This window comes from Paenibacillus sp. MZ04-78.2 (assembly GCF_024213375.1).
Lineage (GTDB): Bacteria > Bacillota > Bacilli > Paenibacillales > NBRC-103111 > Paenibacillus_G.
In genome coordinates this window covers 31693-56864 of sequence record NZ_JANAVJ010000027.1, presented here as the reverse complement: position 1 = coordinate 56864, position 25172 = coordinate 31693, and the positions used below count along the sequence as shown (strand labels likewise).

At 57.3% G+C, this 25172-nt stretch carries 23 protein-coding genes and 2 pseudogenes; 8 read left to right on the top strand and 17 right to left on the bottom strand.

The window, feature by feature from the left end:
* Positions 1 to 130: 130 nt before the first annotated feature.
* The gene (pyk, locus tag NLX71_RS17890; RefSeq protein WP_254365160.1) at positions 131 to 1558 is read left to right on the top strand and encodes a pyruvate kinase; all 1428 of its coding nucleotides are present in this window, start codon (positions 131 to 133) and stop codon (positions 1556 to 1558) included.
* A 125-nt stretch (positions 1559 to 1683) separates the two neighbouring features.
* On the opposite strand, the gene NLX71_RS17885 is transcribed toward pyk, so the two are convergent.
* A complete protein-coding gene (locus NLX71_RS17885; RefSeq protein ID WP_254365159.1) occupies positions 1684 to 2475 on the bottom strand; it encodes an alpha/beta fold hydrolase in 792 nt (263 codons plus the stop codon).
* A 192-nt stretch (positions 2476 to 2667) separates the two neighbouring features.
* Complete coding sequence (locus NLX71_RS17880) at positions 2668 to 3609, bottom strand: protease complex subunit PrcB family protein (RefSeq protein WP_254365158.1); 942 nt, start codon at positions 3607 to 3609, stop codon at positions 2668 to 2670.
* Positions 3610 to 3885: 276 nt separating this feature from the next.
* On the opposite strand from NLX71_RS17880, the gene NLX71_RS17875 reads away from it, so the two are divergent.
* The 3 genes from NLX71_RS17875 to NLX71_RS17865 all read left to right on the top strand — a co-directional run bounded on the left by NLX71_RS17875 (position 3886) and on the right by NLX71_RS17865 (position 7560).
* Positions 3886 to 4989: a sugar ABC transporter substrate-binding protein gene (locus NLX71_RS17875; RefSeq protein WP_254365157.1), complete on the top strand. Its 1104-nt coding sequence runs from the start codon at positions 3886 to 3888 to the stop codon at positions 4987 to 4989.
* 74 nt (positions 4990 to 5063) lie between these two features.
* Positions 5064 to 6569: a sugar ABC transporter ATP-binding protein gene (locus NLX71_RS17870; RefSeq protein WP_254365172.1), complete on the top strand. Its 1506-nt coding sequence runs from the start codon at positions 5064 to 5066 to the stop codon at positions 6567 to 6569.
* A gap of 4 nt (positions 6570 to 6573) precedes the next feature.
* A complete protein-coding gene (locus NLX71_RS17865) occupies positions 6574 to 7560 on the top strand; it encodes an ABC transporter permease (protein WP_254365156.1) in 987 nt (328 codons plus the stop codon).
* An 89-nt stretch (positions 7561 to 7649) separates the two neighbouring features.
* Here NLX71_RS17865 and NLX71_RS17860 read toward each other — a convergent pair whose 3' ends face one another.
* A complete protein-coding gene (locus NLX71_RS17860; RefSeq protein ID WP_254365155.1) occupies positions 7650 to 8060 on the bottom strand; it encodes a hypothetical protein in 411 nt (136 codons plus the stop codon).
* A 173-nt stretch (positions 8061 to 8233) separates the two neighbouring features.
* On the opposite strand from NLX71_RS17860, the gene NLX71_RS17855 reads away from it, so the two are divergent.
* Positions 8234 to 8377, top strand: a complete 144-nt coding sequence (locus NLX71_RS17855; protein WP_254365154.1) for a hypothetical protein — start codon at positions 8234 to 8236, stop codon at positions 8375 to 8377.
* A gap of 99 nt (positions 8378 to 8476) precedes the next feature.
* Here NLX71_RS17855 and NLX71_RS17850 read toward each other — a convergent pair whose 3' ends face one another.
* The 7 genes from NLX71_RS17850 to NLX71_RS26650 all read right to left on the bottom strand — a co-directional run bounded on the left by NLX71_RS17850 (position 8477) and on the right by NLX71_RS26650 (position 13314).
* Positions 8477 to 9133 (bottom strand): amino acid ABC transporter permease, encoded by a 657-nt coding sequence (locus NLX71_RS17850; RefSeq protein ID WP_254365153.1) that lies wholly within the window; start codon positions 9131 to 9133, stop codon positions 8477 to 8479.
* Between the two features lie 29 nt (positions 9134 to 9162).
* The gene (locus NLX71_RS17845) at positions 9163 to 9822 is read right to left on the bottom strand and encodes an amino acid ABC transporter permease (protein WP_254365152.1); all 660 of its coding nucleotides are present in this window, start codon (positions 9820 to 9822) and stop codon (positions 9163 to 9165) included.
* Between the two features lie 47 nt (positions 9823 to 9869).
* Positions 9870 to 10721 (bottom strand): glutamate ABC transporter substrate-binding protein, encoded by an 852-nt coding sequence (locus NLX71_RS17840; RefSeq protein ID WP_254365171.1) that lies wholly within the window; start codon positions 10719 to 10721, stop codon positions 9870 to 9872.
* A gap of 45 nt (positions 10722 to 10766) precedes the next feature.
* Entirely contained in the window at positions 10767 to 11495 is a 729-nt protein-coding gene (locus NLX71_RS17835; RefSeq protein WP_254365151.1) for an amino acid ABC transporter ATP-binding protein, read from the bottom strand.
* Positions 11496 to 11738: 243 nt separating this feature from the next.
* A complete protein-coding gene (locus tag NLX71_RS17830) occupies positions 11739 to 12440 on the bottom strand; it encodes an AIM24 family protein (RefSeq protein ID WP_254365150.1) in 702 nt (233 codons plus the stop codon).
* Positions 12437 to 12946, bottom strand: a complete 510-nt coding sequence (locus NLX71_RS17825; protein WP_254365149.1) for a coiled-coil domain-containing protein — start codon at positions 12944 to 12946, stop codon at positions 12437 to 12439. The genes NLX71_RS17830 and NLX71_RS17825 overlap by 4 nt, the downstream gene beginning before the upstream one ends.
* A 236-nt stretch (positions 12947 to 13182) precedes the next feature.
* On the bottom strand, positions 13183 to 13314 hold the full coding sequence (locus NLX71_RS26650) for a hypothetical protein (RefSeq protein WP_302058305.1): 132 nt from the start codon (positions 13312 to 13314) through the stop codon (positions 13183 to 13185).
* A 402-nt stretch (positions 13315 to 13716) separates the two neighbouring features.
* Between NLX71_RS26650 and NLX71_RS17820 the strand changes: the two genes are divergently transcribed.
* On the top strand, positions 13717 to 14190 hold the full coding sequence (locus NLX71_RS17820; RefSeq protein WP_254365148.1) for a ribonuclease H-like YkuK family protein: 474 nt from the start codon (positions 13717 to 13719) through the stop codon (positions 14188 to 14190).
* A 292-nt stretch (positions 14191 to 14482) separates the two neighbouring features.
* Here the strand turns inward: NLX71_RS17820 and NLX71_RS27095 are convergent.
* From NLX71_RS27095 to NLX71_RS17785, 7 genes and pseudogenes are all read right to left on the bottom strand, one after another.
* A pseudogene (locus NLX71_RS27095) lies at positions 14483 to 14593 on the bottom strand (sugar phosphate isomerase/epimerase); the annotation flags it as partial.
* A 94-nt stretch (positions 14594 to 14687) separates the two neighbouring features.
* A pseudogene (locus NLX71_RS17810) lies at positions 14688 to 15506 on the bottom strand (Gfo/Idh/MocA family protein); the annotation flags it as partial.
* 78 nt (positions 15507 to 15584) lie between these two features.
* On the bottom strand, positions 15585 to 16454 hold the full coding sequence (locus NLX71_RS17805; protein ID WP_254365147.1) for a carbohydrate ABC transporter permease: 870 nt from the start codon (positions 16452 to 16454) through the stop codon (positions 15585 to 15587).
* A gap of 19 nt (positions 16455 to 16473) precedes the next feature.
* Positions 16474 to 17349: a carbohydrate ABC transporter permease gene (locus tag NLX71_RS17800; RefSeq protein WP_254365146.1), complete on the bottom strand. Its 876-nt coding sequence runs from the start codon at positions 17347 to 17349 to the stop codon at positions 16474 to 16476.
* A 69-nt stretch (positions 17350 to 17418) separates the two neighbouring features.
* Entirely contained in the window at positions 17419 to 18756 is a 1338-nt protein-coding gene (locus NLX71_RS17795; protein ID WP_254365145.1) for an extracellular solute-binding protein, read from the bottom strand.
* Positions 18757 to 18855: 99 nt separating this feature from the next.
* Entirely contained in the window at positions 18856 to 20391 is a 1536-nt protein-coding gene (locus NLX71_RS17790) for a response regulator (RefSeq protein WP_254365144.1), read from the bottom strand.
* Positions 20388 to 22148 (bottom strand): cache domain-containing sensor histidine kinase, encoded by a 1761-nt coding sequence (locus tag NLX71_RS17785; RefSeq protein ID WP_254365143.1) that lies wholly within the window; start codon positions 22146 to 22148, stop codon positions 20388 to 20390. Before NLX71_RS17785 ends, NLX71_RS17790 begins: the two co-directional genes overlap by 4 nt.
* A 276-nt stretch (positions 22149 to 22424) precedes the next feature.
* On the opposite strand from NLX71_RS17785, the gene NLX71_RS17780 reads away from it, so the two are divergent.
* Both NLX71_RS17780 and NLX71_RS17775 read left to right on the top strand, forming a co-directional pair.
* Complete coding sequence (locus NLX71_RS17780) at positions 22425 to 23531, top strand: alanine racemase (protein WP_254365142.1); 1107 nt, start codon at positions 22425 to 22427, stop codon at positions 23529 to 23531.
* A gap of 19 nt (positions 23532 to 23550) precedes the next feature.
* The gene (locus NLX71_RS17775) at positions 23551 to 25155 is read left to right on the top strand and encodes an N-acyl-D-amino-acid deacylase family protein (RefSeq protein ID WP_254365141.1); all 1605 of its coding nucleotides are present in this window, start codon (positions 23551 to 23553) and stop codon (positions 25153 to 25155) included.
* Positions 25156 to 25172: the final 17 nt, after the last annotated feature.

Here is a 25172-nt window from a genome sequence, read left to right as displayed (position 1 = left end):
ACTATATTTCATAGTCCAACGGCAATTTTTTCGTTACAATACGTTCATTACAGACATCATGCACTTGCCCGGAAAATTCGGAGATAACGGAATCCCGGATGTCCGGACAAGCCGAAGGAGAATGAGACCCATGCGAAAAACGAAAATTGTATGTACGATCGGCCCGTCCTGCGAGACGGTGGAGCAGTTGAAAAAGCTGATTGAGGCGGGGATGAACGTCGCCCGGCTGAATTTTGCCCATGGCGAGCCGGCCGAGCACAGCAGCCGCATTGCAAATATCCGGCAAGCCGGGAAAGAGCTGAACCGGCCCATTGCCATTATGATCGATATCAAAGGCCCCGAAATCCGCACCGGCAAGCTGGTTGAAGCCTCGTGTACGTTGAAGCAAAACGAGCAGGTCGTGCTAACGACCGAGCCGATTCTCGGGGACGGACAGCGCATTCCCGTATCATACTCGGACCTCCCGAAGGATGTGTCCGTCGGTACGTCCATCCTGATCGACGACGGGCTGATCGAGTTGAAGGTGGAAGAAATTGCAGGCACGGAAATCCGCTGCCGGATTTTGAACGGCGGTGTCCTTAAAGCGCGCAAAGGCGTCAACCTTCCCGGCGTGAGCACCTCGCTGCCCGGCGTGACCGAGCGGGATATCGAGCACATCCGTTTCGGGGTGCGGGAAGGCATCGACATGATCGCGATGTCGTTCGTCCGCAAAGCGGCTGACGTGCTGGAAGTGCGGCATCTTCTGGAGCAGTACGGGGCGCCCGACATTCAAATTATTTCGAAAATCGAAAATCTGGAAGGCGTCGACAATCTGGATAAAATTTTGGAAGCTTCTGACGGCTTGATGGTGGCGCGCGGGGATTTGGGCGTGGAAATTCCGGTCGAAGACGTACCTATCATTCAAAAGCAGATGATCCAAAAGTGCAACTGGGCCGGTAAACCGGTCATTACGGCGACGCATATGCTCGACTCGATGCAAAACAATCCGCGTCCGACCCGTGCGGAAGCAAGCGACGTTGCCAACGCCGTGCTCGACGGCTCCGACGCCGTGATGCTGTCCGGGGAAACGGCCTCGGGCAAATACCCGGTCGAATCGGTCGCCACGATGGCGCGCATTGCCGAGCAGACCGAATCGTCGCCGGATTACGGCAAGCGCAAGCTGGGCCACGTGCTGGTCCGCAACAGCGTGACCGAGGCGATCAGCCAGGCTGTCGTCGGTTCGGCCGACGATCTGAATGCCAAGGCGATTCTGACCTCCACCGCGACCGGCTTCACCGCCCGCATGGTGTCCAAGTATCGTCCTGACGCTCCGATCGTAGCGATCACGCCGAACGAGACGGTCATGCGGAATTTGAATTTGGTCTGGGGCGTCGTCCCGATCCTGGGCGAACCGGTCAGCTCGACGGACGAGCTGTTCTCCTCCGTCGTCAGCCGCGGAGTAAAAGTAGGCTTGCTGGAGGCCGACGATCTGGTCGTTATAACGGCCGGGGTGCCTCTCGGAAGCACGGGCACGACCAACCTCATCAAGATCCAGCATGTGTCCGACTTGATGCATTAAAATAAACGCAAAGGGATGACTAGCGTCCGTGTGTGCAGGTTCAGCCTGCCGACGGTCGCCGTCATCCCTTTTTTTGAACCGATCCGCTCACTCAAGCGGGACCTTGCTTTTGCTTCATCGAACGATTAAAGCTTCGCCGTAAACGCAAGGACCGCCTGCGCCAGCTCGCCCGGCGCTTCCATTATGCTCATGTGTCCTGCTCCGTCGATCTGACTGCGCTGAAAAGTCTCCTTGTCGACGGAGAACGTACGCTGCGGCGGAATGATCTGATCGCCCGTCCCGGCGACAAGCAGCACCGGCACCTGCGCTGCGGACAATACGCCATTGCGGTCCGGCCGCTGCCGCATCCCTTCCAACGTTCGGACCGCGCCTTCCGCGCTGGTGCCCAGCCCGATCTCCTTCGCTTTGCGCACCGCCTCCGGCATCGTCTCCAAATGGACCGGAGCGAACAGCTTCGGGATCAATCCTTCGATAAACGCCGGCAGCCCTTGCTCCCGGATCGTCTCCATCGCCTTCAGTCGGCCTTCCTTGCCCTTCTCGTCGTCCGGAAAGGCGGTCGAATGAAGCAAACCGAACGCGAGCAGCTTGTCCTCGTACTTCTCGGCCAGCGCGAGCGTCACGTACCCGCCCAACGAATGGCCGAGTACGACCGGACGGCCGATATTCAGCCGGTCGATTAACGCGGCGATATCGTCGGCCATCGCCTCCATCGTATACGTCCCTTCAGGGGCGTCGGATGCGCCGTGCCCGCGCAGATCCGGTATAATTAACCGGCAGCGGCCTTCGAGCAGCGGCGCGACTTCGTCATAATAGGCGGAGCTCCCGCAAAAGCCGTGAAGCAAAACGACAGGAATTCCTTGTCCCCGGTCGATGTAGGCCAGCCTCGTGCCGTTTACGTCCGCATACCGCTTGTCCATGGTGATCCACTCCTCTTTTTTTCGCACGCTATCGATAGATAGCTTTCAAGGGTATTATACCCGTTTTACCCGGGAATTTCTGTCTTGAATCCGAAGCGGCGGCAAAAGAAGCGGCAGCACAAAAAAGCACCGGATGTTCGCTCCCTCGACGGGGATTGGCGGACATCCGGTTTCTGGCGGCGCTCAGGCCGCTTAGGATTGCAGATTGGCCGGGCTGACGCCCGTCGAAGCAGCGGGCTCGGCTACCGGTTTATATTTGGACGACACGTACGTTTCCGCTGTCGGCTCGGTAATCGCCTGGGTGTTCATGCTGTCCGGCTTCGGATCGCTCAAGGTGTACGTAATCACTGCCCGGCCGCCCGCTTCGAACCGGATGCCGCTAATCGTGATACCGTAGCCGCCGGTCGGCTTCTCGCCGCGGGTCAGCACGACTTTGTTCACGTCATCGTTCACTTTTTCTACCGTTACTTGAATGTCTTCCTGCGGCGCGGGCTTTGGCGCATTTGCGTGCGATTCGACGAACTTGATCGCGCCGTGCAGCCAGACGGCCGCTTCGCCGCGGGTCAGCTCCCGCCTCGGATAAAACTTCGCATCCTCTCCCAATTTGATCAGCTTGTGCAGCACCATCCGCTGCACGCTGCCGCTCGCCTTCGGATCGATCTCGTCCTGATCGGCGAAGACGACGAGCATGTTGACGACCGGGTACATTCCTTTCGTATCGATCGCATGGATCAGCAGATCCGCGTACTGCTCGCGGGTAATCGTGCCGTTCGGGTCGACATCCTTCGGAATCGGCAGGTCGTTCAATTGAGCGATTACGAAAGACTCGGCGTACCACGCGTCATCCGGAACGTTCGTATAGTAGTCCGAAGCTTCGGGCTTCTTGATGAAGCGCATCGCATCGATATTCAAATTCAACCCTTTGACCAGCATATGAACGGTTTGCGCATAGCTGGCTTTTCCCATCGGGACAAAATGCTCGCCGTCCACTCCGCTGACGATTCCGCGCTGCTTCAATGCCATGATCGGCTCCTTCTGATCGGCGCTCAAATCGTTAAATGCCGAGGCCGAACCGGCTGCCAAGCTGCCGAACAGCGCCGCCGCCGACAGAAATGCCACTGTTTTTTTCATCATAATCAAGAACCACCTTTCGTTGGTTATTCCAGAGTTATTTACTAGACGGACGGGGCCTGCCCAAGGTTGCAGGAAAGCCGAAACAGTGGCGCCCATTTCGAGGCGGGGGGATGCTGGCTAGCAAATTGTCGTATTTTGTGTTTTTTTGAAGGATCGTCTCTAAAAATATTCCCCTGCATATTGACCATTTGTGAAAAAGAATGGTAAAGTATTTATCACCTACTAATTCCATTGGAATTATATAATTATAACGATTCGGGGGAGGAACTCATCATCATGTCTCATTGGAGAAAAAGCGTTCTGCTGATACTCATCTTCGTGCTTTCGATCGGCATGATCGCTTGCGGCGCGAAACCGCAGGCTTCCGAACAAGGCGGCAAGCCAGCGGAAGGCGCGAAAGCTCAAAGCAGCGCGGACAACCCGCTCGCGAATAAAAAGATCGCGCTTATTATGCAAATCAGCCTCGGCACCTTCTCCGCGCAGTATATTGAAGGCGTGAAGGAGCAGGTCGAGAAGCTCGGCGGCAAAGTGACCGTCACCCCGGCCGACGGCGACCTTGCCAAGATGGCTTCGAACCTCGACGCCGCCATCAACCAGAAGGTCGACGGCATCCTGATCGACCACGGGACTGCGGCAGCGCTTGAAGCAGGCGTGAAGCGGGCGCTGGAGAAAAAAATCCCGGTCGTCGCTTTCGACACCGATCTGAAGGTTCCGGGCGTAGCCGTGCTGGAGCAGGGCGACGCCAAGATGGCCGAAATGACGCTGGACAAGCTGGCGAAAGACATCGGCGGCAAAGGCAACATTGTGAAAATCTGGGTTGCGGGCTTCGCCCCGATGGAACGCCGTCAAGTCGCTTATAAGGAGTTCCTGGGCAAAAACAAGGACATTAAGGAAATCGCCGCTTTCGGCGCCGCTTCGCAGAACACCGCTCTGGACACGCAAGCGCAAATGGAAGCGATTCTGAAGAAATACCCGAACAAAGGCGACATCGCGGCCGTTTGGACCGCTTGGGACGAGTTCGCCAAAGGCGCCTCGCGGGCCATTCAGCAAGCGGGCCGCACGGAAATTAAAGTCTACGGCATCGATATGAGCGACGAGGACCTGCAAATGATCCAGGATCAAAAGAGCCCGTGGGTCGCTTCCGCCGCCGTCGATCCGAAGGATATCGGCCGCATTCAGGTTCGTTACCTGTACCAAAAGCTTCACGGCGACCAAACGCCGGATAACGTCGTTCTCGACCCGGTATTCGTCTCCCGCGAGCAGCTGCCGCAGCAGCAGATTTCGACCGCTCAGCTGAGCGAGCACGTAAAAGGTTGGGGCAATAGCCAGCAAGGCTACACCGATTGGCTGAAGAAAGCCGAGAAACCGGCGGCCAAGTAACCATCTGAATAACCCAATCCCACCCGCTGCGGAGCGGGTGGGATTTTCCATTGAAGGAGCGTGAGACTGTCCCGATGACCACTTCCGCAACTCGATTAGAAATGAAAGGCATATCCAAATCGTTCCCCGGCGTCCGGGCGCTGCATCAAGTCGATTTCGAAGTGCGCGGCGGCGAGATTCATGCGCTGCTCGGCGCGAACGGCGCCGGAAAAAGCACACTGATGAAGGTGCTGTCCGGCGCGTACAGGCCCGATGAGGGCAGCATCCAGATCGACGGGGCCGCGCTGTCCATCGGCGGTCCGCTCGACGCCATCCGCAGCGGCATCCAGTGCGTATATCAAGAGGTCGATACGGCGCTTGTTCCCAAACTGACCGTAGCGGAGAACATCATGCTGGACCGGCTCACCGCCGGGCGCGGCTGGATCGATTGGAGCGGTCTGCAGCGGGAAGCTTCCCGCGTGCTGGCCGACATCGGCTTGACCGGACTCGACGTCCGGCAGCAGGCCGGAGAGCTGTCCATCGCCCAAAAGCAGCTGGTGCTGATCGGCCGGGCGCTGGCGCAAAAAGCGAAATTTATCATTTTCGACGAGCCGACCGCCCCGCTCTCCGGTGAAGAGGCGGAGCAGCTCTTCCGCATCATGAACCGGCTGAAGGCCGACGGCGTCGGCTGCATCTTCATCTCGCACCGGCTCGGCGAAGTGTTCCGCATCAGCGACCGGGTCACCGTCATGCGGGACGGGCAGCGTATCTCGACGAAAGCGGCAGCAAGCACGGACGCGCAAGCCGTCGTCGAAGAAATGCTCGGCAAGCCGTTCGAGGAGGAGTTCCCGAAGGCGGAGGTCGCCATCGGCGAGCCGCTGCTCGAAGCGCGCGGCCTGACCAGCGGCACCAAGGTGCGCGGCGTCGATTTGACGGTGCGCCGCGGCGAAATCGTCGGCGTCGTCGGACTGGTCGGCGCGGGCAAAACGGAGCTGTCGCGCCTTCTGTTCGGCGCTGACCCGCTGGACGCGGGCGAGCTGCGACTGCGCGGTCGCGCGTTGAAGCTCCGCGCCCCGGCCGACGCCGTCCGTGCGGGACTTGCGCTCATCCCGGAGGAGCGGCGCAAGCAAGGCGTGCTTGTCGAGCTGTCGGTCAAAGCGAATCTTGCATTGACGCTCCTCGAACGGCTCAGCCAGCTCGGTTTCGTCAGTCGCCGCAAAGAAACGGAAAATGCGGACGCCCGCATCTCCGAGCTCGGGATTCAGCCGCCGAACCGCGAGCAGCAGGTCAAATATTTGAGCGGCGGCAACCAGCAGAAGGTCGCAGTCGGCAAATGGCTGCCGACGGATGCCGAGGTGTATTTGTTCGACGAACCGACCAAAGGCGTCGACGTCGGCGCCAAAAGCGATATTTTCCGCTTGATCGGACGACTCGCTCAAGAAGGGAAAGGCATCGTGTACTTATCGTGCGAAATCGCAGAAATTCTCGGCATTGCCGACCGGATTCTCGTCATGAGCTACGGACGGATCGTGAAGGAGCTGTCCCGCGACGAAGCGACGCAGGAGAAAATATTGTACTATGCAGGCAGCGGGGAGGCTTAAGCAAGTGAAAGGCAAATGGCTGGATGTTTCTTATAAATACGGGGCCTTGTTCATCATCGCCGCCGTCATTGCAATTTTTTCTTTCGTCAACGAAAATTTCTTATCCTACGACAACATGGCGGACATTCTCCGCTCTATCTCGATTGTGACGTTTATCGCGATCGGCGTGACGTTCTCGCAGATCGTTGACGGGTTCGATCTCTCGGTCGGCTCCACCGTTTCGCTGACGACGGTCGTCACGGCAACGATGATGGTCTGGTTCCAGTTCCCGCTTATCGTCGTACTCATTGTCCCGCTGCTGCTCGGCATCGTCATCGGACTGCTGAATGCGCTCTTGATCGTCAAAGTCCGCATCCCGGACCTGCTGGCGACGTTAGCCGTCATGTACATCATCGGCGGCGTGCACAAAACGTATACCCAAGGCTTCTCGATCTATAACAACATGCAGATGACCGACGGAACGAAAGCGCCGGGCAAATTCACCGAGACGTTCCTCTGGATCGGCCAAGGCAAGCTACTTGGCATCCCGGTGCCGGTCGTGCTGATGATTATCGCCGTCATTCTCGTCCACGTATTTCTGACGTATACCCGCTGGGGCCGCCAAATGTACGTGACCGGCGGCAACCAAGAGGCCGCCCGCCTGTCCGGCATCGCCGTCAATCGCGTGCGTACGTTCGCTTACGTGCTGTCCGGCATCTTCGCCGCCATCGGCGGCATTCTGTTCGCCGCCCGCGTCGGCTCCGGCCAGATCGATGCCGGGGCGCCGTTGCTGATGGAGTCGGTCGCCGCCGTGTTCGTCGGCTTCTCCGTGCTCGGCGCAGGCAAGCCGAACGTGATCGGCACGTTTTTCGGCGCCGTCCTGATCGGCGTACTGCTGAACGGGCTGACGATGCTCAACCTGCCTTACTACGCCTTTGACATCATCAAAGGATCGGTGCTTGTCTTGGCGCTTGCCATTACGTTCATTCATTTGAACCGGCGGCGCGCTTAAAGCTTGGGGTCGCTCCTGCCGTGAATGCCCGCTGCCGCCGGAAATGCGTTTCCGTGCCGCAAGCGGGCATTTTTTTCCGCAAGCCGCCTTCAGTCGAGCTTGGCCACGTGCCCCCGGTGACGGCGGATCAGATCGACGATCTCGTCGTACTGCTCCGCGGCCACCTTCGTGCTGAGCGCATAGCGAAGCTTCCGGTCGTCTACGCCATCGCCATCTTTGTCGTGCCCGGCTTCGTCCAACGTACGGAAGCCGAGATAAGCACCGGCCGCCGCCACGCCGGTTGCGGCGATCGGTCCGGCTTCACTGCCCGCATAACCGACGCCAACCGGAATCGTCCCCGTGCCTGCGATAGCAATCGGAAACAGCAGCGGCGTATCGCGGTCCGGCGCCTCGTCCAATTTTCCGATTTCGACCTGCTCCACCTGGTACGTTTGCAGCTTGATCCGAACGTCCTCGGCTTCGTTTTCCGTATGAAAATAAGCTTGAATCGGTCTGCTCATCCTCCATCGCTCCTTTGTATGGAAATGGCTTTCTCTTTTTCCTTACCCTATGTTGTCCATTTTTACTCAAGTATGTCCGCTCCGTTCATTCTCCATTCGAAGGCTTGAATAAAATAATGAAATAATTCGTCCCTCCTCTTGGTACGCTAAATGTAGAATGGAGGTGAGCAGCCATGACAGGAAGAAACAACAAGCCGGACAACGACGGACCGGCCAGCCAGCCGGGACGCCTCGACCAATTCGGGGACAAGCTGGCGGAGGAGACGGTATCCCGCGAGGCTGGCGCTTGCGACACCCGCTCCGGCCAGAAGAAGTAGCCTCGCAATCCGCGTAAAGAACAGAACCGACTCGCCTGATTGTTTCCCAGAGACTCAAGCGAGCGGTTCTTTTTTGACGTCGAACCGTTTTATTCCAAACTACGCTTGCCGGACTTCCAGCCGCTTGGCCAGCAGCGACAACGCGTAGTTGACCACAAAATAAATCAGCGCTCCGGCGATAAAAACCGGGATGACCCAGTTCGGGTTTTTGGCGGCTACAATCTGCATATTATGCATGAGCTCCGCAAGCACGATGACCGTCGCCAGCGACGTATCCTTGAGCAGCGAGATGAACTGGCTGACGAGCGGCGGCACCATCCGGCGCAGCGCCTGCGGCAAAATAATATGCCACAACGCCTGAACGTAAGTGAGTCCCGACGAACGGGCCGCTTCCATCTGCCCCTTCTCGATCGACAGCAGGCCGCTGCGGACAATCTCGGCAATCATCGCCGCTTCGAACACGGTAAGCGCAGCGATGGCTGCGTACTCGGTATTCTGGAACATTTTCAGGCCGACCTCGGGCAGCGCAAAGCGTGTGAAAAAGATAATGAGCAGCAGCGGCAAATTGCGGATCGTCTCCACGGCCACCGCCAGCGCCTGAGAAAGCACGGGAACGCGCGCATATCTGAGCGTGCCGACGAGCGAACCGAGGATAAAGCTGAAAACGATCGAGAAAAAGGCCACTTTTAACGTCACATAAAGCCCCTGCATCAGAAACTTGAGATTTTCCGGGGCATAAGCTCCGGCGAAGTCCATGTCGCTTCCCCCTCCTCCTGCGCCGGTTGTTAGAACGCCATCCGTTTCTCCAAATACCGAACGCCGAAGCTTAACGGAACCGTCAGCGCAAGATAGAACAGCGCGATAAAAATATAGACGCTGAACGTGACGAACGTCTGCGTCGAGACGATATCGCCGAAGTACATCAGGTCGAGACCGGCGACGACCCCAAGCACGGACGTATTTTTGACCAGATTCAAAAATTGGTTGCCGAGCGGCGGAACGACGATCTTGATCGCTTGGGGAAGCACCACGTGACGCATGGTTTGCAGGTACGTCAGCCCCGACGAACGAGCCGCCTCCGTCTGCCCCTGCGGAACGGCCAGAATGCCCGCCCGGATCGCTTCCGCAATGAAGGCCGCCGTGTAGATCGACAGCGCGATCGTCCCCGACGTAAATCCGTCGAACGGCAGACCGAGCGTCGGGGCCGCCAAATAAATCAACAGAACGATCAGCAGCAGCGGAATGTTGCGGATAAATTCGACGTACGCCGTGCCTAGCCAGTTTAGCGGCTTCAGCGGAGCGATCCGAAATACAGCGATGACCGTTCCCAACACAAAGCTTGCCAGCAGCGCGATCACGCTCGATTTAATCGTATTGCCGAAGCCGAGCATGTAGGTGTCCCAATGCTTGATCAAAATATCGAACCGCAAGAGCTGATCGTTCATGTCCGGTTGAGCCTCCCTTCGGGCAACAAGGATGTAAGCTTAGCTTGTTATTTTGCCGGCTTTTCTCCGAACCACTGCTCATACAGTTTGTCGTACTCGCCGTTCGCGTTCATATCCTTCAGGAACTTGTTGATGTAAGCGACAAATTCACTGTCGCCCTTTCGGATCGCCATCCCGTACGGCTCGTCGGTGAAATTGCCCCCGGCCAGCTGGAAGTTCGGGTCCTGCTTCACCATCCCGAGCAAAATCGCATTGTCCGTCGTCAGCGCATCCCCTTGACCGGCCTTAAGCGCGGTGAACGCGTCCTGATAATTGTCGAACTCCAGCACGGTCGCCTCCGGCGCTTTGGCCCGGATGTTGACCGCCGACGTGGAGCCTTTGACCGCCATGACCTTCGTGCCTTTCTTCAGATCGGCGATTGATTGAATCGCGCTGCCTTTCTTCACAAGCAGCGACTGGCCCGCTTTGAAATACACGTCCGTGAAATCAACCTGCTGCTTGCGCTCTTCATTGATCGTCATCGTAGCGATAATGATATCGATTTCACCGTTTTGCAGCATCGGAATACGTGTTTTGGAAGTAACCTCCTTTAGCTCAACCTTCGTTTCGTCGCCCAAAATGCTTTTCGCCAGCCGCTTGGCCATATCGATATCGAAGCCTTCAGCCTTGCCGGTGCCCGGGTCCTTCAGCCCGAACAGCTTCGTATCGTATTTGACCCCGGCTATAAGCTTGCCTCGTTTCTTAATGGCTTCCATCGCGGAAGCGGCCGCTTCCGGCTTCGCGGGCGTTCCGCCCCCGGCTCCCGCCTGCTCCGCCGGTTTGGCGCCGCAGCCTGCCATCATCGTCAGCATGAGCATCGAAGCGAGCGTTAAGGAAAACAGCTTCTTCACTTTGAGCATTTTCACCATCGAGTCTCCTCTCGAAATTGGAATTTGAAAATCAGATCAGTGATTTAACACCCGGCTAAGAAACGTGCGCGCCCGCTCCTCGCGCGGACTCTGGAAAAATTCGGACGGTGGCGTCGTCTCGAGAATTTGCCCTTGATCCATAAAGACGATCCGGTCGGCCACTTCGCGGGCAAAGCCCATCTCGTGAGTGACGACCACCATCGTCATGCCTTCTTGGGCCAAGTCGCGCATGACGTCGAGCACTTCTCCGATCATCTCCGGGTCGAGCGCCGACGTAGGCTCGTCGAACAGCATGATCTTCGGCTTCATGGCAAGCCCGCGCGCTATCGCCACGCGCTGCTGCTGCCCGCCCGACAGCTGCGACGGATAGGACTTCGCCTTATCGGGAATGCCGACTTTGTTCAAAAAAGCCATGGCCGTTTCCTCGGCCTCCTGACGCGAGAGACCGAGCACCTTCATCGGGGCCAGCGTGATGTTTTCCAGCACCGTGCGGTGCGGGTATAAGTTAAAATGCTGGAACACCATGCCGATGTTTCGCCGCAGGCTGTTGATGTCGGTTTTCTTGTCGTGAACGTTGATATGGTCCACCGTCAGCTCCCCTCCGGATATCGTTCCCAGCCGGTTGATGCAGCGGAGCAGTGTGCTTTTTCCCGAACCGGACGGTCCGATCACGACGACGACCTCGCCCGATTCAATCGTCAAATTGATGTTTTTCAATGCGTGAAAAGGACCATAGTGCTTGTTCACATCCCGGAATTGAATCAAGACGCAACCCCCTTTGGGCAATTCGGCTTTGAAGGATGACGCTTTTTTGTCCTACGGTCTCAGATTAAGTATGCGAGAGCGCCGTAAATTATGACTCGGCAACCGAAATTCCCCCTAGATAGCAAACGCTTTCATTCTACTTTTTATTTCGTATACTTTTACACTCCGTAACCCCGTTTGAAACAGCAAACGCCCCATTCCCGGCGATTCATCGCTGGAAAACGAGGCGTTTTTTCGTACATTTTACTTTATAATGACTCCGCCGAACGGAAGCGCTTCTCTCAAAATCCGTTTGAACAAGGAATCGCCCTGCAAAGGATCGGCCAACCCGAATCTCGGTCTGGAAGGCTGCAAAAGCACCTTGCCCGAGCCGGTAATTTCCCAATGGTAGTTCATGCGCTGACTTGCAAGCGGATTGCCGTAGACGCATAGCTGCAGCTTGGCTTCCTCCGGATAAGCGACGAGACAGCCGATATCGACATAGACCGGCTCCGACGGATCGATCGTCAGCTCGCACAAGGGGCCGCAGCTAAGCAGACCGAGCGTACCGCCGCCGGAAAATTTCATCCGAATCCAGTCCTGCGTTACAACGGCTTGCTTGATTTTTTGAAAGCGGCTTTGTAGCTTCATCCCCTCGCTGTACAACAGCACATACCGGATGTCGAACAGCAGGCTGCTATCCTCCGGCAGCTCCATCGCCCGGAAGCTGAAGCCTGCCGGAACGCCCAGCACAAAGCGCGCAGGCCCGGTCAAACGCGACTCGATCCAACGCTTCTTCCGATAAACCCCGGCCACATTCAGCAGACGGTCCTCCCGGCTTCCGGAACGGCCCTGAAAAGCGATGATTTGCTTCGGGTGCAGCACCAAGGCGGCTTCGCCGGCCGCAAGCTCCACGGCTGCCGCTTTTGCGTCGCTTCCGGCTCCTTCTTCTACATGAATCTTCATCTGTTCCCTCCCCGGTGGCTTGCGCTGCGGTTCCGGCGCCATACGACGAGCCGGATCACGCGCATCAGAACAAAATAGAGCACAACGAGCAGCACTCCCGTCAACGCCGTCCGAACGATTTGTCTCGTGCGCTGCGCACTCGCCTGCTCGGCCTCTTCCAAACGCCGGGTCAGCTGCTCCAATTGCTCATTGCGGCTGCGAAGCTCGCGATTTTCTTCCTTCAGCCGCTGCTCCGTCGCCTTGTATTGCTCCGCGGCTTCCTGCGAGCGCTTAAGCGTCGTCTCAAGCTGCTCCCGGTTCCGCTCCAGCTCCTGCTTTGTCTCGTTATATTGATTCTGGAGCTGTCCGATCTGCTCCGGCATGTCGTAAATGTCTTTCACCCGGTCCAAAAAGCCTGCTTGCGCGACAGGCCAGGGAAGCGTCAGCAGCAGAAAAAGGCAGACCGTCCCCGCTTTGACTTTGATTCCCCATCCCGTTTTTTTAAACGGACGCCGTATCGTTTTCATACGTGCTCTCTCCCCTTCCTATCGTACGAATAACAGGCGTATTTCCTTTATTTTACCTGTTTTTTCGACAAAAAGGAACATGCTCCCCCTCGGCTCTGCGGAGGACAAAGAAAAGACCGCGTTTTTCCGAAAGCTTTCGCCTGCGGAAAGTGCGGTCTTAGTGACGATAGACAAGCAAAGGAGCGAGACGTCCGGGACGGGTCCCCAGGCCATCTTCGCAGCACGTTGGCTGATCATTAGATGATATGAAGGCGGAATACATATTTTAATGCGAAGCCTACGAGCTTCATCCAGCCGATGGCGGATATCCATAGCGGTATACTGAGCATCGTTCCGACAACAAATCCGACGGAAAATCTTCCCTCCATGGCGCCAATCCTCCTTTGTACAGCGATACCGCTGACAGGTTAATTCCATTATATGATGAAAGCGCTCTATTTTGTATGATTTTTCACATTTTTAATGAAATTTACCGATGTTTAACGATTTGAATTTGATCTCCCGTTACTTTACAATAAAAGAGGATGTTTTTTTCATTCGCCTGAGCCGCAAGGCTTAGGCTCTTTTTTAAATTGTTTAGTACACTCAACTCTCTTACCACCGAACTCCTTTTTGAGCCTCGCTTTGTTCTTTGCTTTTCCGTTGATTACTCGTTGCGTTCCAAGTTCCGATTCCAGTCGATTCACTGCAAATTTAAACTATTTTAACGATTTTTGGCGTAAACTGTAGCTATGGGGTCATTTTCAATCTTGGAGGGAGTTGGATAACAGATGATGTTCCTTAGCCCGACTAGAGGTTCCGTTGCATTGGAGGAAATGGTTAAAATCCTGCACGACTTTGTCCAAGAAGATCAGGAAGCAAGCTATAAATTGGTGATCGGAACGGATTCCCATACGACCCGGCGCAGCACGACGCTCGTCACAGCCGTCATCATTCACCGGATCGGCAAGGGAGCCCGCTTTTTTTACCGCAAACGGAGCAGCCGTCCGCTCTTCGACCTGCGCACGAGAATTTACCGCGAAACCGAGCTCAGCCTGGAGCTGGTCGAGCTGTTGAACCGCAGCGGAATGAGCGACCTGACTGCCCAGTGGCCGCTGGAAATTCACATCGACATCGGCCAGCAGGGCGAGACGAAGGTGCTGATTCAGGAAATTTGTGGCTGGGTCACGTCCGTCGGCTACGAAGCGCGGATTAAGCCGATGTCGTTCGGCGCCAGCTCGGTGGCGGACCGATTTGCGGAGTGAATGCAAAAAAAGCGGGCTTGGATGCCCTTTTTTTTGCGCCTATATTATAGTAGATAAAATTCGGTCCAGGTTTGCGATTGAACCGGCTGCATGAACGCTCCATACGCCAGCACAATTTTCATGCTCGTCGCTCATCCGCAGTTGTTCACCGAGCTTCCATGGCTCACGTCCGTTATTTATAGCGGCGAATAAAATCGACCGCGAGCCGGATGTCGACTTCCGGCTGCACGCCGACTTCGCGCTCGATCGTCAGATAGCCTTGATATCCGATCTCCTGCAGCGCGGCAAAATCCGCATAAATCTGCACGCCGTCGGCACCGACCTCCTTCGCCTTGCGCAGCCCTTCGCGAACCCCGACACCGAAGCTGTCGACGATGACGCCGATTTTGTTCGTCAATTTCATCTCCGCTCTCCTCCATAGCCAGAAGTCCGGTGAACGAAGCGGAGCAGACGGACCTTACTTCCACCTGCGCAGCGCGCCATTCACCGGACTTCGTTTAGAATTGAATTTCGATACCTTTTTCGCTCGACTCGTAAATGCCGGAGATGATCTTGGTCAGCTCTACGCCGTCTTCGACCGGACTGATCAACTCGGCCCGTCCGAGACAGCAGTCGACGAACGTATTGATTTCGTTCTGGAAGCCTGCCACAAAATCAAAGGTCGCATTGTCGATCTGCGGCGTCACGTTCAAAATCGTATCGTGCTTTTCCGTGACGATCGTAAAGTCGGGCTCGACCTCCGCGCCGCCCCGCTCACCGAATATTTTCACGGCCACCTCGTTGCTTTTCGCATGCAGTGTAAAGCTGACGTCCACCATCAGCGAAGCGCCGTTCTCGAAACGGATCAAGGCGTTGGCCATATCCTCAACGGAGTTTTTGGAAGCGTCGAAGTCCGCCGCCTGATAATAACTCAGGTTTTGCACGTTCGAGCGGTTGCCGAGCTTCTTGTACGTGTTGCCCGTCACCGATTTCACTTTCGGACGGCCCATCAAGTACCAGCACAAATCGATCACATGCACGCCGATGTCGAGCAGCGGTCCGCCGCCCGAACGCTCGATGTCCGAGAACCAGCCACCGGGATTGCCGAGGCGGCGCAGGTAAGACGCTTTCGCATAATAGATCTCGCCGAGCTCGCCCGCGTCGATGAACTTTTTCAACACCTTGGTGTTCGTCCCGTACCGGCGCACGAAGCCGACCTGCAGCAGCTTGCCGCTCCTGCGGACCGCCGCTTCTACCTCAAGCGCCTTATCGACGGTCGTGCACAGCGGCTTTTCGCACAGTACATGCTTGCCCGCTTCGAGCGCCGCAATGCTGATCCCCCTCTCTCCACCCGGATACTACCACATTTGTCCAAACCTGTGAATTACAAATTTTTCTCCCCGCATGAGACCAATTTATCCCTTGACCGCCCCGGCCGTCATCCCTTTCATAATCTGCTCCTGGAACAGCAGGTAGACGATAATGGTCGGCAGCACCGCGATCGCCATCGCAGCCATCGTCAGCTTGTAGTCGGTAGCATACCCCGTTGCAAAGACGGACAAGCTGAGCGGAATTGTTTTTAAAGCGGGCTTGCTGATAAAGACGAGCGCGAACGCGAAGTCGTTCCAGAATCGCAAAAAGCCAAGAATCGCTATGGTCGACAAGGCCGGCATACTGAGCGGCAGCATCATGCGGAAGAAGATGCCCCAATACCCCGTGCCGTCGATCAGCGCGGCTTCTTCGATCTCTTTCGGAATCGCAGTCAGGTAGGCCGCGACGACGAAAATCGCCAGCGGCAGCTCAAACGCCGTATAAGGGAACACGAGCGCCGCGTACGTATCGAGCAGCCCGACTTTTTTCATCAGGACGAAGAGCGGCACAAGCGTGCTGTGAACCGGAATGAGCATGCCGAGCAAAAACAAGCCCATGAACAAAGGCTTCAGTTTAAAATCAAAGCGTGCCAGCACGTAAGCCGCCAGCGCACCGAGCACCAGCGTCAAAACCAGCGACAAGATGGTAACGATGGTCGAATTGACAATCGACGTACCCATCGCCGAAACTTCCCAAGCCCGGACGAAGTTGTCCCACTGCCATACCTCCGGCAAGGAGAACGGCTTGGAATGAAACTCATCGTTCGTTTTAAAAGCGCTGACGAACAGCCAGAACAGAGGATAAAGCGTAACGAGGGCGTAAGCGGTGAGCAGGACGTTAATCAGCCCGCGGCTCCATTGTGCCCCGGTTTTGCCCGCGGCGCTTCCCGTTTTAACTGAAAAAGCTTGTTCCATGACGGGTCCCTCCTTTCGGTTATCTGTAGTTGCGTTTCATGAGGAATTGGCTTCCCAGGATCAGCAGCAGGCTGAGAATAATGATCGCGGTCGAGACAGCGCTGCCGTAGCCAAAACGGAAGACGTTGAACGTGTTGTTGTACATATACGAAGCGAGCAGCTCGGTTGAGTGCGCCGGTCCTCCGTTTGTCATGACGTAAATCAGGTCGAATGCCTTCAAGCTGCCCGAGATGCAAAGCACGACGGCAACCTTGATCGTGTCCCAAATCATCGGCAGGGTGATCGAGAACAATTTCCGCACCGGCCCGACACCGTCGATTCGCGAAGCGTCGTCAATTTCCGGGGAAATATTTTGCAGCGCGGCGATAAACATAATCATGTACGGCCCGATGTAGTTCCAAATGGTCGGAATCATGAGCATATACATGGATATTTTCGGATCGGATAACCACTGCATCTTCCAGGATTCGAGGCCGAGGCCGTCGAGCAGGAAGTTCAAAATGCCGATTTGCGGGTGGTAAATGTAGCTCCAAATGATCCCCACGACGACCGAGGAAAGCACCATCGGCATAAACACCGAAGCGCGGATCATTCGTTGAAAGAGCGAGCTTTTTGTGAGCACAAGGGCCAAAATAAGCGCGATCGGAATTTGGCCGAACACCGACGCGACGACAATTAGCATGTTGTTTTTAAACGAAAGCCAGAAAATCGGGTCGCGGATTACTTCCACGTAGTTGTCGAAGCCAATGAACTTCGCAGCCCCGATGCCTTTCCAATCGAAAAAGCCGTAATAAGCGGACCAGAAAATCGGTATAATCGCGAAAAATACGAAAATCAGCGTGGCCGGGAGAAGACCTATCGCAATAAACCCTCTAATACGTGCCGCTGCCGTCATGGAATCCCCTCCTTCTTCCGGAACTGGCGATTCCAGCCCCGGTGAAGAGCTGGAATCGCGCGGCCCATCTTATTTTGCGCCGACCGACTTGGCTTGCGCGTCTTGAATTTTCTTCGCTATGTCTTCGGGCTTCGCGCCCATGAGCAGCTCCTGCAATCCGTTGTTCACCACATCGGCTGCGGCGGAGCTCAACCGTCCGTCATAAACCGGCGTCCGCTTCACGGTGCCTGCCATGTTGTGGACTTTGGCGAACAGCGAGGAGACTTTGGTTGTGTCCAGATCGACCTTGTAGCTGACGAGCTGGTTGCTTTCCAGCGTCGCTTTTTGCGCCGCCGGACCGGACATCGCGTAGATCAGCTCATACGCCGCTTCTTTGCTTGCGCCGGACGTCTTCTTGCTCATGCCAAGACCGGTTCCGACGACACCGGCAAGCGAGTTCGGATCGCCTTTGCCGTTCGGAACGGAAGGCAGCACTGTCACGTCAATCCCGTTCAGCACTTCTTTGGTCGCATTGGCCGCAAGGTTCGTCAGCGCCCAGCCGCCGTCGATCATCATCGCCGCTTTGCCTTGCGCGAACATTTGCTCCATTTGCGTGTTGTCGATGCTGTTGAAGCCGTCCTGGAATGCGCCGGCTTTGCCAAGCTGCTGCATGTACGTCAGCGCTTGCACGAATTCCGGATCGGTGAACTTCGCGCCTTTTTGCTCGGCTGCGTTCAAGAACCATTCCGTTCCTGTCACGCGGTCAGCCAAGGAGCTCAAAATACTGGATTGGGCCAGCCATGCCGCTTTGTTGCCGAGCGCGATCGGCGTTATTTTTTCTTTCTTGAACGTTTCGACCAAGCTCATCATGTCGTCCCACGTTTTCGGCGGCTTGACATTATGTTTATCGAACATCGCTTTGTTGTAGTATAAAATCGACGTCGGGGACAGCCCCATCGGAGCGGCATAAATGTTGCCGTTCAGCGTGAAGTCGTCGAAGGAGTTCGGCAGGAAGCCGTTCTTCCAATCCGCCTTGCTGTCCAGCAGCGGGTTGATCGGCTGAAGCAGATCGCCTCCGGCGAACTCCTTGGTCATGACGCCAGGCCACATCACAAACAGGTCGGGCATTTCGTTCGCCGCCGCAACCGTTTTCAAACGAGCTCTGTAACCATCGGGCGGAATGCCCTGAATATCCAATTCCACGTTCGGGTGATCCTTCTTGTACTGCTCCATGATCCCCCGCATCGCTTTGGCGCGCAGATCGTCGCCGGTGAAGTTATGCCATAGCGAAAGCTTTACTTTATCGGACGCTTTTCCTTTGTCTCCGCCCGCGCTGCCTGTGCCCGCTTGACCTCCACCCGAGCCGCAGCCGGCGAGGAGCGAAAGCGAGAGGGTCAACAGGACTCCCGTTGTAGCCGCTTTGTTCATCTTCCGAACCCTCCTTGTGTATGTGTGTACTGCTTCAGTATAGAGGACAATCCTCGGGATACGTAACGGGAGAAATTTCGGCCCTAGGGTGGAAAAAATTCAGGCCTTGACCGACTGCCTGAATTCCGTCGGCGTCTGTCCGGTATGCTTTTTGAACTGCTGGCTGAAATATTTGATGTCCTCGTAGCCGACCCGGCCCGCCACTTCGCTGATTTTCGCCTGCGACTCCTGCAAAATTTCCGCGGCCCGCCGCATCCGCTCCTGCGTGACGAATTCGATATAGTTCAGCCCGGTCTCCCGCTTGAACACTTCGCTGAAGTGGTTCGGGTTCAAGTGAACGAATTTGGCCACCTGCTGCAGCGACAAGTTTTGGTCCAGATGCTCCTTGATATAGGCGATCGATTTTGGGATATACGCAAAGGGCTTGTCGGCAATCGCCTCGTGAAACGCCGTCATCACCAAGGATAGCAGCTTGAACACCTCGTCCCCGGCGCGCGAATCGACCTCGAACGTATGAAGAGCCGCCTCCGGCTTCCCGCCGCCCTGCGACCGCTCCAGCCAGCGGTGGCTGGCAATGACCATCGATTGCAGAAACGCCTGCACCGAAGACGGCGTAGCCGCCGGATCTTCGAGTTGTTCCCGCACCTTCCGGTTCACCCAATGCCGCAGGTCGGCCCTGTTGTTGCTCATCAGAATAGTGGCCAGCTCCGACTCCTCCTTCTGGGAACAGACGGTCCGGCCGCCGCAGCGGCCCGCGATGTCCTCGGACATGTACAGCCCCTCGGCCCCGAGAAGTCCGCGGTACGCATACACCGTCCCGGCTTCCCGGTAAGAGGCCTGCAGCTCGCCGTACGAAGCCACGGAGCGGCCAAGCGCCGCGAAAACCGTACATTTCAGCGTCTGCCGTACCCGGTCGAGCGCCCGCTCCAAGCCGCTGCGGTCGGATACGCGGGCTTCCTCCCGCACGACAAGCACGATTCGGTCGGCCTTCAGCATCGTCACCGCCGGAAGCAGCTCGTAGAGCATATTTTCGGCTGCACCGAGCAAAAGACCGGCGAGCGCTCCGTCCCCCCAGCCTGTTGCCGCGAGCAGCAGCACCCGCATCGGCGCCAGCGCCGATTCGTCCGGCTGCACGCCGTTTTTGCGGAACCAGGCCTGAACCGGCGCCAAAGACGACTCGTCGCCCTGGATCAGCAGCCGATCGAGCAGTTGGTTGCGCAACGCCGCCGTTTGCATCGTTTCCTGCTTGGCGTTCTCCCATTTGTCCATGATGCGCTGCTTCGCTTTCATGGCCGCTTTGATGATTTCCTCCGGGCGGCTTGTCTTAAGCAAATAATCGGTCACTCCTTCGCGCAGCGCCTGCTGGGCATACGCAAAATCGTCGTAACCCGTCAGAATGACGGTTTCCGTATCCGGGAGCAGCCGCTTCACCTCGTGCGCGAGCTGAATGCCGTCCATTCCCTGCATGCGGATGTCCGTCAGCAAAATATTCGGCTTCTCCACCGGGATACGCTCTAGCGCTTCCTCGGCGGACGAAGCCGGGGGAAGCAGCGTCAAGCCAAGCTCCTTCCAGTCGATGACGGTACACAGTCCGTTCCTTATGATCACTTCGTCGTCTACGATTAAAATTTTCATGCAGGCTCCTCCAATACCGGAATGCTAAAAGAAACGCGGGTGCCTTTGCCCGGCTCGCTGTCGATCGTCAGCCCCGCTTCGCTGCCGTAATGCAGCAGCAGGCGCTGATGCACGTTGCGCAAGCCATAGCTGGTCTTGACCGCTGGCGCGCCGTTCCCCGTCCAAGCGAGCTGCCGGCGAATTTCGCGCAGCTTGTCCGCTTCGATGCCGACGCCCGTATCCTCCACGACAAACTTCATCTGCGCGCCGCTCAGTTCACCGTGAACATACACGAAGCCGGGCTGCTGCTTTTTCTGAATGCCGTGAATCAGACTGTTCTCGATCAGCGGCTGAAGCAGCAGCTTCAGCATCGGCGTCTGGAGCATGGCCGGGTCGATATAGACCTCCATCTCGAATTGGCCGGGAAAGCGGATCGATTGCACATACGCATAGTTCTGCGCATGCGCGATCTCCTGCTGCACGGGACAAAACTCCTCGCCCTTGTTCAGGCTGAACCGTAGAAAATCGCTGAGCGCCCCGATCATCTCGGCGATCTGCCGGTCCTGGTTCATCAAGGCCATCCAATGGATCGAGGAAAGCGTATTGTACAAAAAGTGCGGGTTGATCTGCGCCTGAAGCGCGAGGATGTCGGCTTCCTTTTTCTTCGCCTCGTTCAGCTGCACCTGCTCCTTCAGCCGCTGAATCCGGTCGCTGAGCTTGTTGTAGCTGTGCAGCAGCAGGCCGACCTCGTCGCTGCTTTTCACCTCGTACGTCGGGATCGGCTCGTCCGGGTTAATGTCCTTCATCGTCTGCGTCATCCGGGTCAGCGGCCGCGTCACCCACTGGATGAAATAAAGCACCAGTCCGGCCGCCAGCAGCAGGGAGATGCCGACCGCTACGGCAGTAACCGTCAGCACATAGATGTTCTGCGCCGTATAGATTTGGGTCGGGATAAAGCCGACCAGCTTCCATTTCAAGCTCGGGAGCGTGTGGTACAAAATCGTTTTCTGCTCGTCCCCTTGACCGTAATTGAGCACGCCGCTTGCCTCCGCCATCGGCCCGATATCCGGGAACGGCTCGCTGATCGGACGGTTCAGCCACTCGGACTCGCCGCCGGATAAAATCCGGTTGTTCGCGTCCAGCAGCAGAACGAAGCCTTTGGCTTCCCAGCCGGATTCCTTCAAGTAGCGGGCAATCTCGGCTTCGTCCAGGCTAATGGAAAGCTCGCCGAGCGGCTTGAAGTTGTTCACGTTGCGGATCGGACGGACAAGGGAGACGACCTTCTTCAGCCCTTCCGTCGTCTGATTCGCGTACAGCGGGGTCCACCATTTGGTGCTGTTGCGGTAAACCTCCTCGTTTTTCCGCAGCACGTCCGGAAGGCCCGAATAAAGCACCGTCGTGCTCGACAGCGGCGGATAGCCATTGGCCGAATTGATGGTGATGTTGGAAATATATTTTTTGGAAAAGGCCAGATTGGTCAAAAAGCCGACGTTGAGCGTATAACGGGCCACGTCCTCCCGGTCGTTGTCCAGATACGCCTGAACCTCCCGCTGGCCGATAATGAACAAGGACATGTTCTCGACGTCCTGTATTACGAACTCCAGCTTGTCCGCAATTTGACGCAGCGTGTTCATGCCTGATTGCTTCGCCTTCTCCTCCGTGGCGGAGGTCGCTATATTGTACGAAACCGCTCCCGTGGCGAGCAGCGGCAGAACAATCGCAATCAGCAGCAGCAGGGACAGCTTGTGTTTGAGCGACTTTGACAGCCACCGTTTCATTGTCTCGTTCCCCCGTTTAGCTTGGAAATGGAATTGTAAGCGTTGCGATGCCTTAATACTAGCATATTTTTAAGGGGAAGCTAACATACTTTTTTTCAACCAAAAAAACTTTTTGTTTGATTTCGGGCTGGATTATGTTAGTATCTTTTTCAGAATGACCCGGGGACCCTCTAGCCCCCGGAAACGACCGGTCTGAAGAGGGGAATTCGGCTCGAATCAGGGCGGCGCTCTTATGTTTATCAGAATATTCGAAATATTATGGGAGTGAGTGAGACGATGAACGACCGACTGGATACCCCCAGCGTAATCATCGACACGGACATCATGGAGCGCAACATCCGTTCCATGGCCGATTCGGCCAAAAGGCTCGGCATCGCGCTGCGGCCTCATGCCAAAACGCACAAAATGCCATGGGTCGCGCAGAAGCAGTTGGACGCCGGTGCGGTGGGCATCACCGTCGCGAAAGTGTCCGAGGCGGAAGTGATGGCGGAGCACGGGATCAAGAATATTTTTGTCGCCTACCCGCTCGTCACCCCGGCCAAAATCGCACGGGCGGTACGGCTCAGCGGGCAAATCGAGCTGATCGTCGGCGTCGACAGTCTGGACGGGGCCAAGCTTCTGTCCCAAGCCGCCCTTGAGGCCGGACGCGAGCTGCAGGTCCGCCTCGAGATCGATACCGGTCTGCGCCGGACAGGCGTGCCGTACGACCAAGCGGAAGCGCTGGCATCCGCTATCCATGCGATGGAAGGCCTGCGCCTGACGGGCATCTACACGTTCCGCGGCGCGCTGCTCGGCGGCAAGTCGACGCTCGATCTGCAAGCGGCCGGCGCAGAGGAAGGCCGGCTGATGGCCGAGCTCGCGGACCGCATTCGCTCACAGGGCGTGCCGATCGCGGACGTCAGCGTCGGCTCCACGCCGACAGGCCTTCAGGCTGCGATGGCCAAAGGCGTGACCGAAATCCGGCCGGGCACGTACGTGTTCCAGGACCGGATGCAGGCCCGCCTCGGCGTCTGCTCGCTCGACGATTGCGCCGGCGCCGTCCGCGTGACGGTCGTCAGCCGGCCGGCCGCCGATCTGGCCGTGGTCGACGGAGGAAGCAAGACGTTCGCCACCGACGTACAGCCGAACACGGACCCGATGCAGCTGCAAGGCTTCGGGCACGTCGTCGAGCTGGAGGACGCGGTGCTGGAGCGGATGTCGGAGGAACACGGCATGTTGCGCCTCGGGCCGGCTGCCCAAGCTTCCGGCCTGAAGGCCGGCGACGTGCTGCACATCATCTCGAATCATATTTGCAGCACGGTCAATCTGCATGACAAGGTGTATTTCAAGAGCGGCGACAACTATGAGGAGCGGGCCGTTCTGGCGCGCGGCAAGCTGCAGTAAGCGGGGAGGGCTCGAAATCATGCTGGATCTTATCATTCGTAACGGACGTATTGCGGACGGCACCGGAAACCCTTGGTTTTTCGGCGACGTCGGGGTCAAGGACGGGCGGATCGCCGCCGTCGGCCGGGTGGAGCAGGAAGCGCGAAGCGTCATCGACGCGCACCGCCAAGTCATCGCTCCGGGATTTATCGACGGCCATTGCCATTCCGATCTGATGATTTTCGATCATCCGCACAGCGAGATCAAAATCCGCCAGGGCGTGACGACGGAAGTCGTCGGCAACTGCGGACTCGCGCCCGCTCCCTTCGTGAAGGAGCGCGCAGAGCTGCTGCAGAGCTACGTCCAGCCGGTGCTGGGCAAGACGGACTGGGCTTGGCCGTGGGAAACCGTCGAGCAGTATATGGAGCATCTGGCCCGCTCCGGCCCGTCGGAGAACGTCGCCACCTACGTCGCGCACGGCGCGCTGCGCATCGCCGTCATGGGCTTTGCGAACCGTCCGGCCGCGCCGCACGAGCTGGAGCGCATGAAGCTGATGCTGGAGGAAGGGCTGCGGGCCGGGGCCATCGGGCTATCCATCGGCCTGTTATACGCCCCCGGCAGCTACACGGCCAAGGAAGAACTCGCGGAGCTGTGCTCCATCCTGCCGAAGTATGACGGGCTGTTCTCCACGCACATCCGCGGCGAAGGCAACAATCTGATTCCTTCCGTCAAGGAAGTGATCTGGATTGCGGAGAAAGCCGGTGTGCCGCTGCATATCAGCCATTTGAAGGCAGCAGGCAAACGGAACTGGGGCAAGGTGCTGGAAGCGCTGGAGCTGGTCGAAGACGCCCGCGCCCGCGGCATGGACGTGACCTGCGACGTGTACCCTTACCACGCGGGCTCCACGACGCTGACGACCGTTCTTCCGCCATGGGTGCTCGAAGGCGGCATCGAAGGCACGCTGGAAGCGTTCCGCGATCCTTCGCTGCGCGCCCGCATCCGCGAGGAGCTCGGCCGCGAGCAGGACGATTGGGACAACCTCGTCTGCTCCACCGGCTGGCAGAGCGTTGTTATCTCGGCGGTGCATACGGAGAAAAACCGGCATCTGGAAGGCAAGCATATCGCGCAAATCAGCGAGGAGCGCGGCCAGCATCCGGCGGATTGCATGATGGACCTGCTGCTGGAAGAGGAAGGCCGCATCTCGATCGTGTACTTCCATATGTCGGACGACGATGTCTCGCAGGTGGTCCGCTACGAAAAGTCGCTGATCGCTTCCGACAGCCTGACCTGCGAAACCGGCAAGCCGCATCCCCGGCTGTACGGCACGTTCCCCCGCGTCTTCGCCAAGTACGTGCGCGACCAGCGGGTGCTGTCGCTGGAGGAGGCGGTCCGCAAGCTGACGTCGTTCCCGGCGCAGCGTTTCAAGCTGGGCAAGCGCGGACTGATCGTTCCTGGCTATGCCGCCGATCTGACCGTCTTCAACCCGGATACGATTCAGGATCTTGCCACGTTCGAAGAGCCGAGACAGTATCCGAACGGCATCTCGCACGTCATTGTGGCGGGCAAAACAACGCTCACCGGCGACCAGCACACGCATGCCCGTGAAGGCGGACTTATTCGCGCAGTGTCGTGCTGCGCCCATTAATTTAACGAAACTATCGG

Bases quoted from the DNA above. Each gene is read 5' to 3' on its own strand.
- NLX71_RS17785 (WP_254365143.1), bottom strand. From the start codon at position 22,148: ATGAAACGGTGGCTGTCAAAGTCGCTCAAACACAAGCTGTCCCTGCTG.
- NLX71_RS17825 (WP_254365149.1), bottom strand. From the start codon at position 12,946: ATGAAAACGATACGGCGTCCGTTTAAAAAAACGGGATGGGGAATCAAA.
- NLX71_RS17885 (WP_254365159.1), bottom strand. From the start codon at position 2,475: ATGGACAAGCGGTATGCGGACGTAAACGGCACGAGGCTGGCCTACATC.
- NLX71_RS17860 (WP_254365155.1), bottom strand. From the start codon at position 8,060: ATGAGCAGACCGATTCAAGCTTATTTTCATACGGAAAACGAAGCCGAG.
- NLX71_RS17805 (WP_254365147.1), bottom strand. From the start codon at position 16,454: ATGGAACAAGCTTTTTCAGTTAAAACGGGAAGCGCCGCGGGCAAAACC.
- NLX71_RS17820 (WP_254365148.1), top strand. From the start codon at position 13,717: ATGATGTTCCTTAGCCCGACTAGAGGTTCCGTTGCATTGGAGGAAATG.
- NLX71_RS17775 (WP_254365141.1), top strand. From the start codon at position 23,551: ATGCTGGATCTTATCATTCGTAACGGACGTATTGCGGACGGCACCGGA.
- NLX71_RS17790 (WP_254365144.1), bottom strand. From the start codon at position 20,391: ATGAAAATTTTAATCGTAGACGACGAAGTGATCATAAGGAACGGACTG.
- NLX71_RS17830 (WP_254365150.1), bottom strand. From the start codon at position 12,440: ATGAAGATTCATGTAGAAGAAGGAGCCGGAAGCGACGCAAAAGCGGCA.
- NLX71_RS17845 (WP_254365152.1), bottom strand. From the start codon at position 9,822: ATGAACGATCAGCTCTTGCGGTTCGATATTTTGATCAAGCATTGGGAC.
- NLX71_RS17870 (WP_254365172.1), top strand. From the start codon at position 5,064: ATGACCACTTCCGCAACTCGATTAGAAATGAAAGGCATATCCAAATCG.
- NLX71_RS26650 (WP_302058305.1), bottom strand. From the start codon at position 13,314: ATGGAGGGAAGATTTTCCGTCGGATTTGTTGTCGGAACGATGCTCAGT.
- NLX71_RS17855 (WP_254365154.1), top strand. From the start codon at position 8,234: ATGACAGGAAGAAACAACAAGCCGGACAACGACGGACCGGCCAGCCAG.
- NLX71_RS17800 (WP_254365146.1), bottom strand. From the start codon at position 17,349: ATGACGGCAGCGGCACGTATTAGAGGGTTTATTGCGATAGGTCTTCTC.
- NLX71_RS17875 (WP_254365157.1), top strand. From the start codon at position 3,886: ATGTCTCATTGGAGAAAAAGCGTTCTGCTGATACTCATCTTCGTGCTT.
- NLX71_RS17795 (WP_254365145.1), bottom strand. From the start codon at position 18,756: ATGAACAAAGCGGCTACAACGGGAGTCCTGTTGACCCTCTCGCTTTCG.
- NLX71_RS17780 (WP_254365142.1), top strand. From the start codon at position 22,425: ATGAACGACCGACTGGATACCCCCAGCGTAATCATCGACACGGACATC.
- NLX71_RS17850 (WP_254365153.1), bottom strand. From the start codon at position 9,133: ATGGACTTCGCCGGAGCTTATGCCCCGGAAAATCTCAAGTTTCTGATG.
- NLX71_RS17840 (WP_254365171.1), bottom strand. From the start codon at position 10,721: ATGCTCAAAGTGAAGAAGCTGTTTTCCTTAACGCTCGCTTCGATGCTC.
- pyk (WP_254365160.1), top strand. From the start codon at position 131: ATGCGAAAAACGAAAATTGTATGTACGATCGGCCCGTCCTGCGAGACG.
- NLX71_RS17880 (WP_254365158.1), bottom strand. From the start codon at position 3,609: ATGATGAAAAAAACAGTGGCATTTCTGTCGGCGGCGGCGCTGTTCGGC.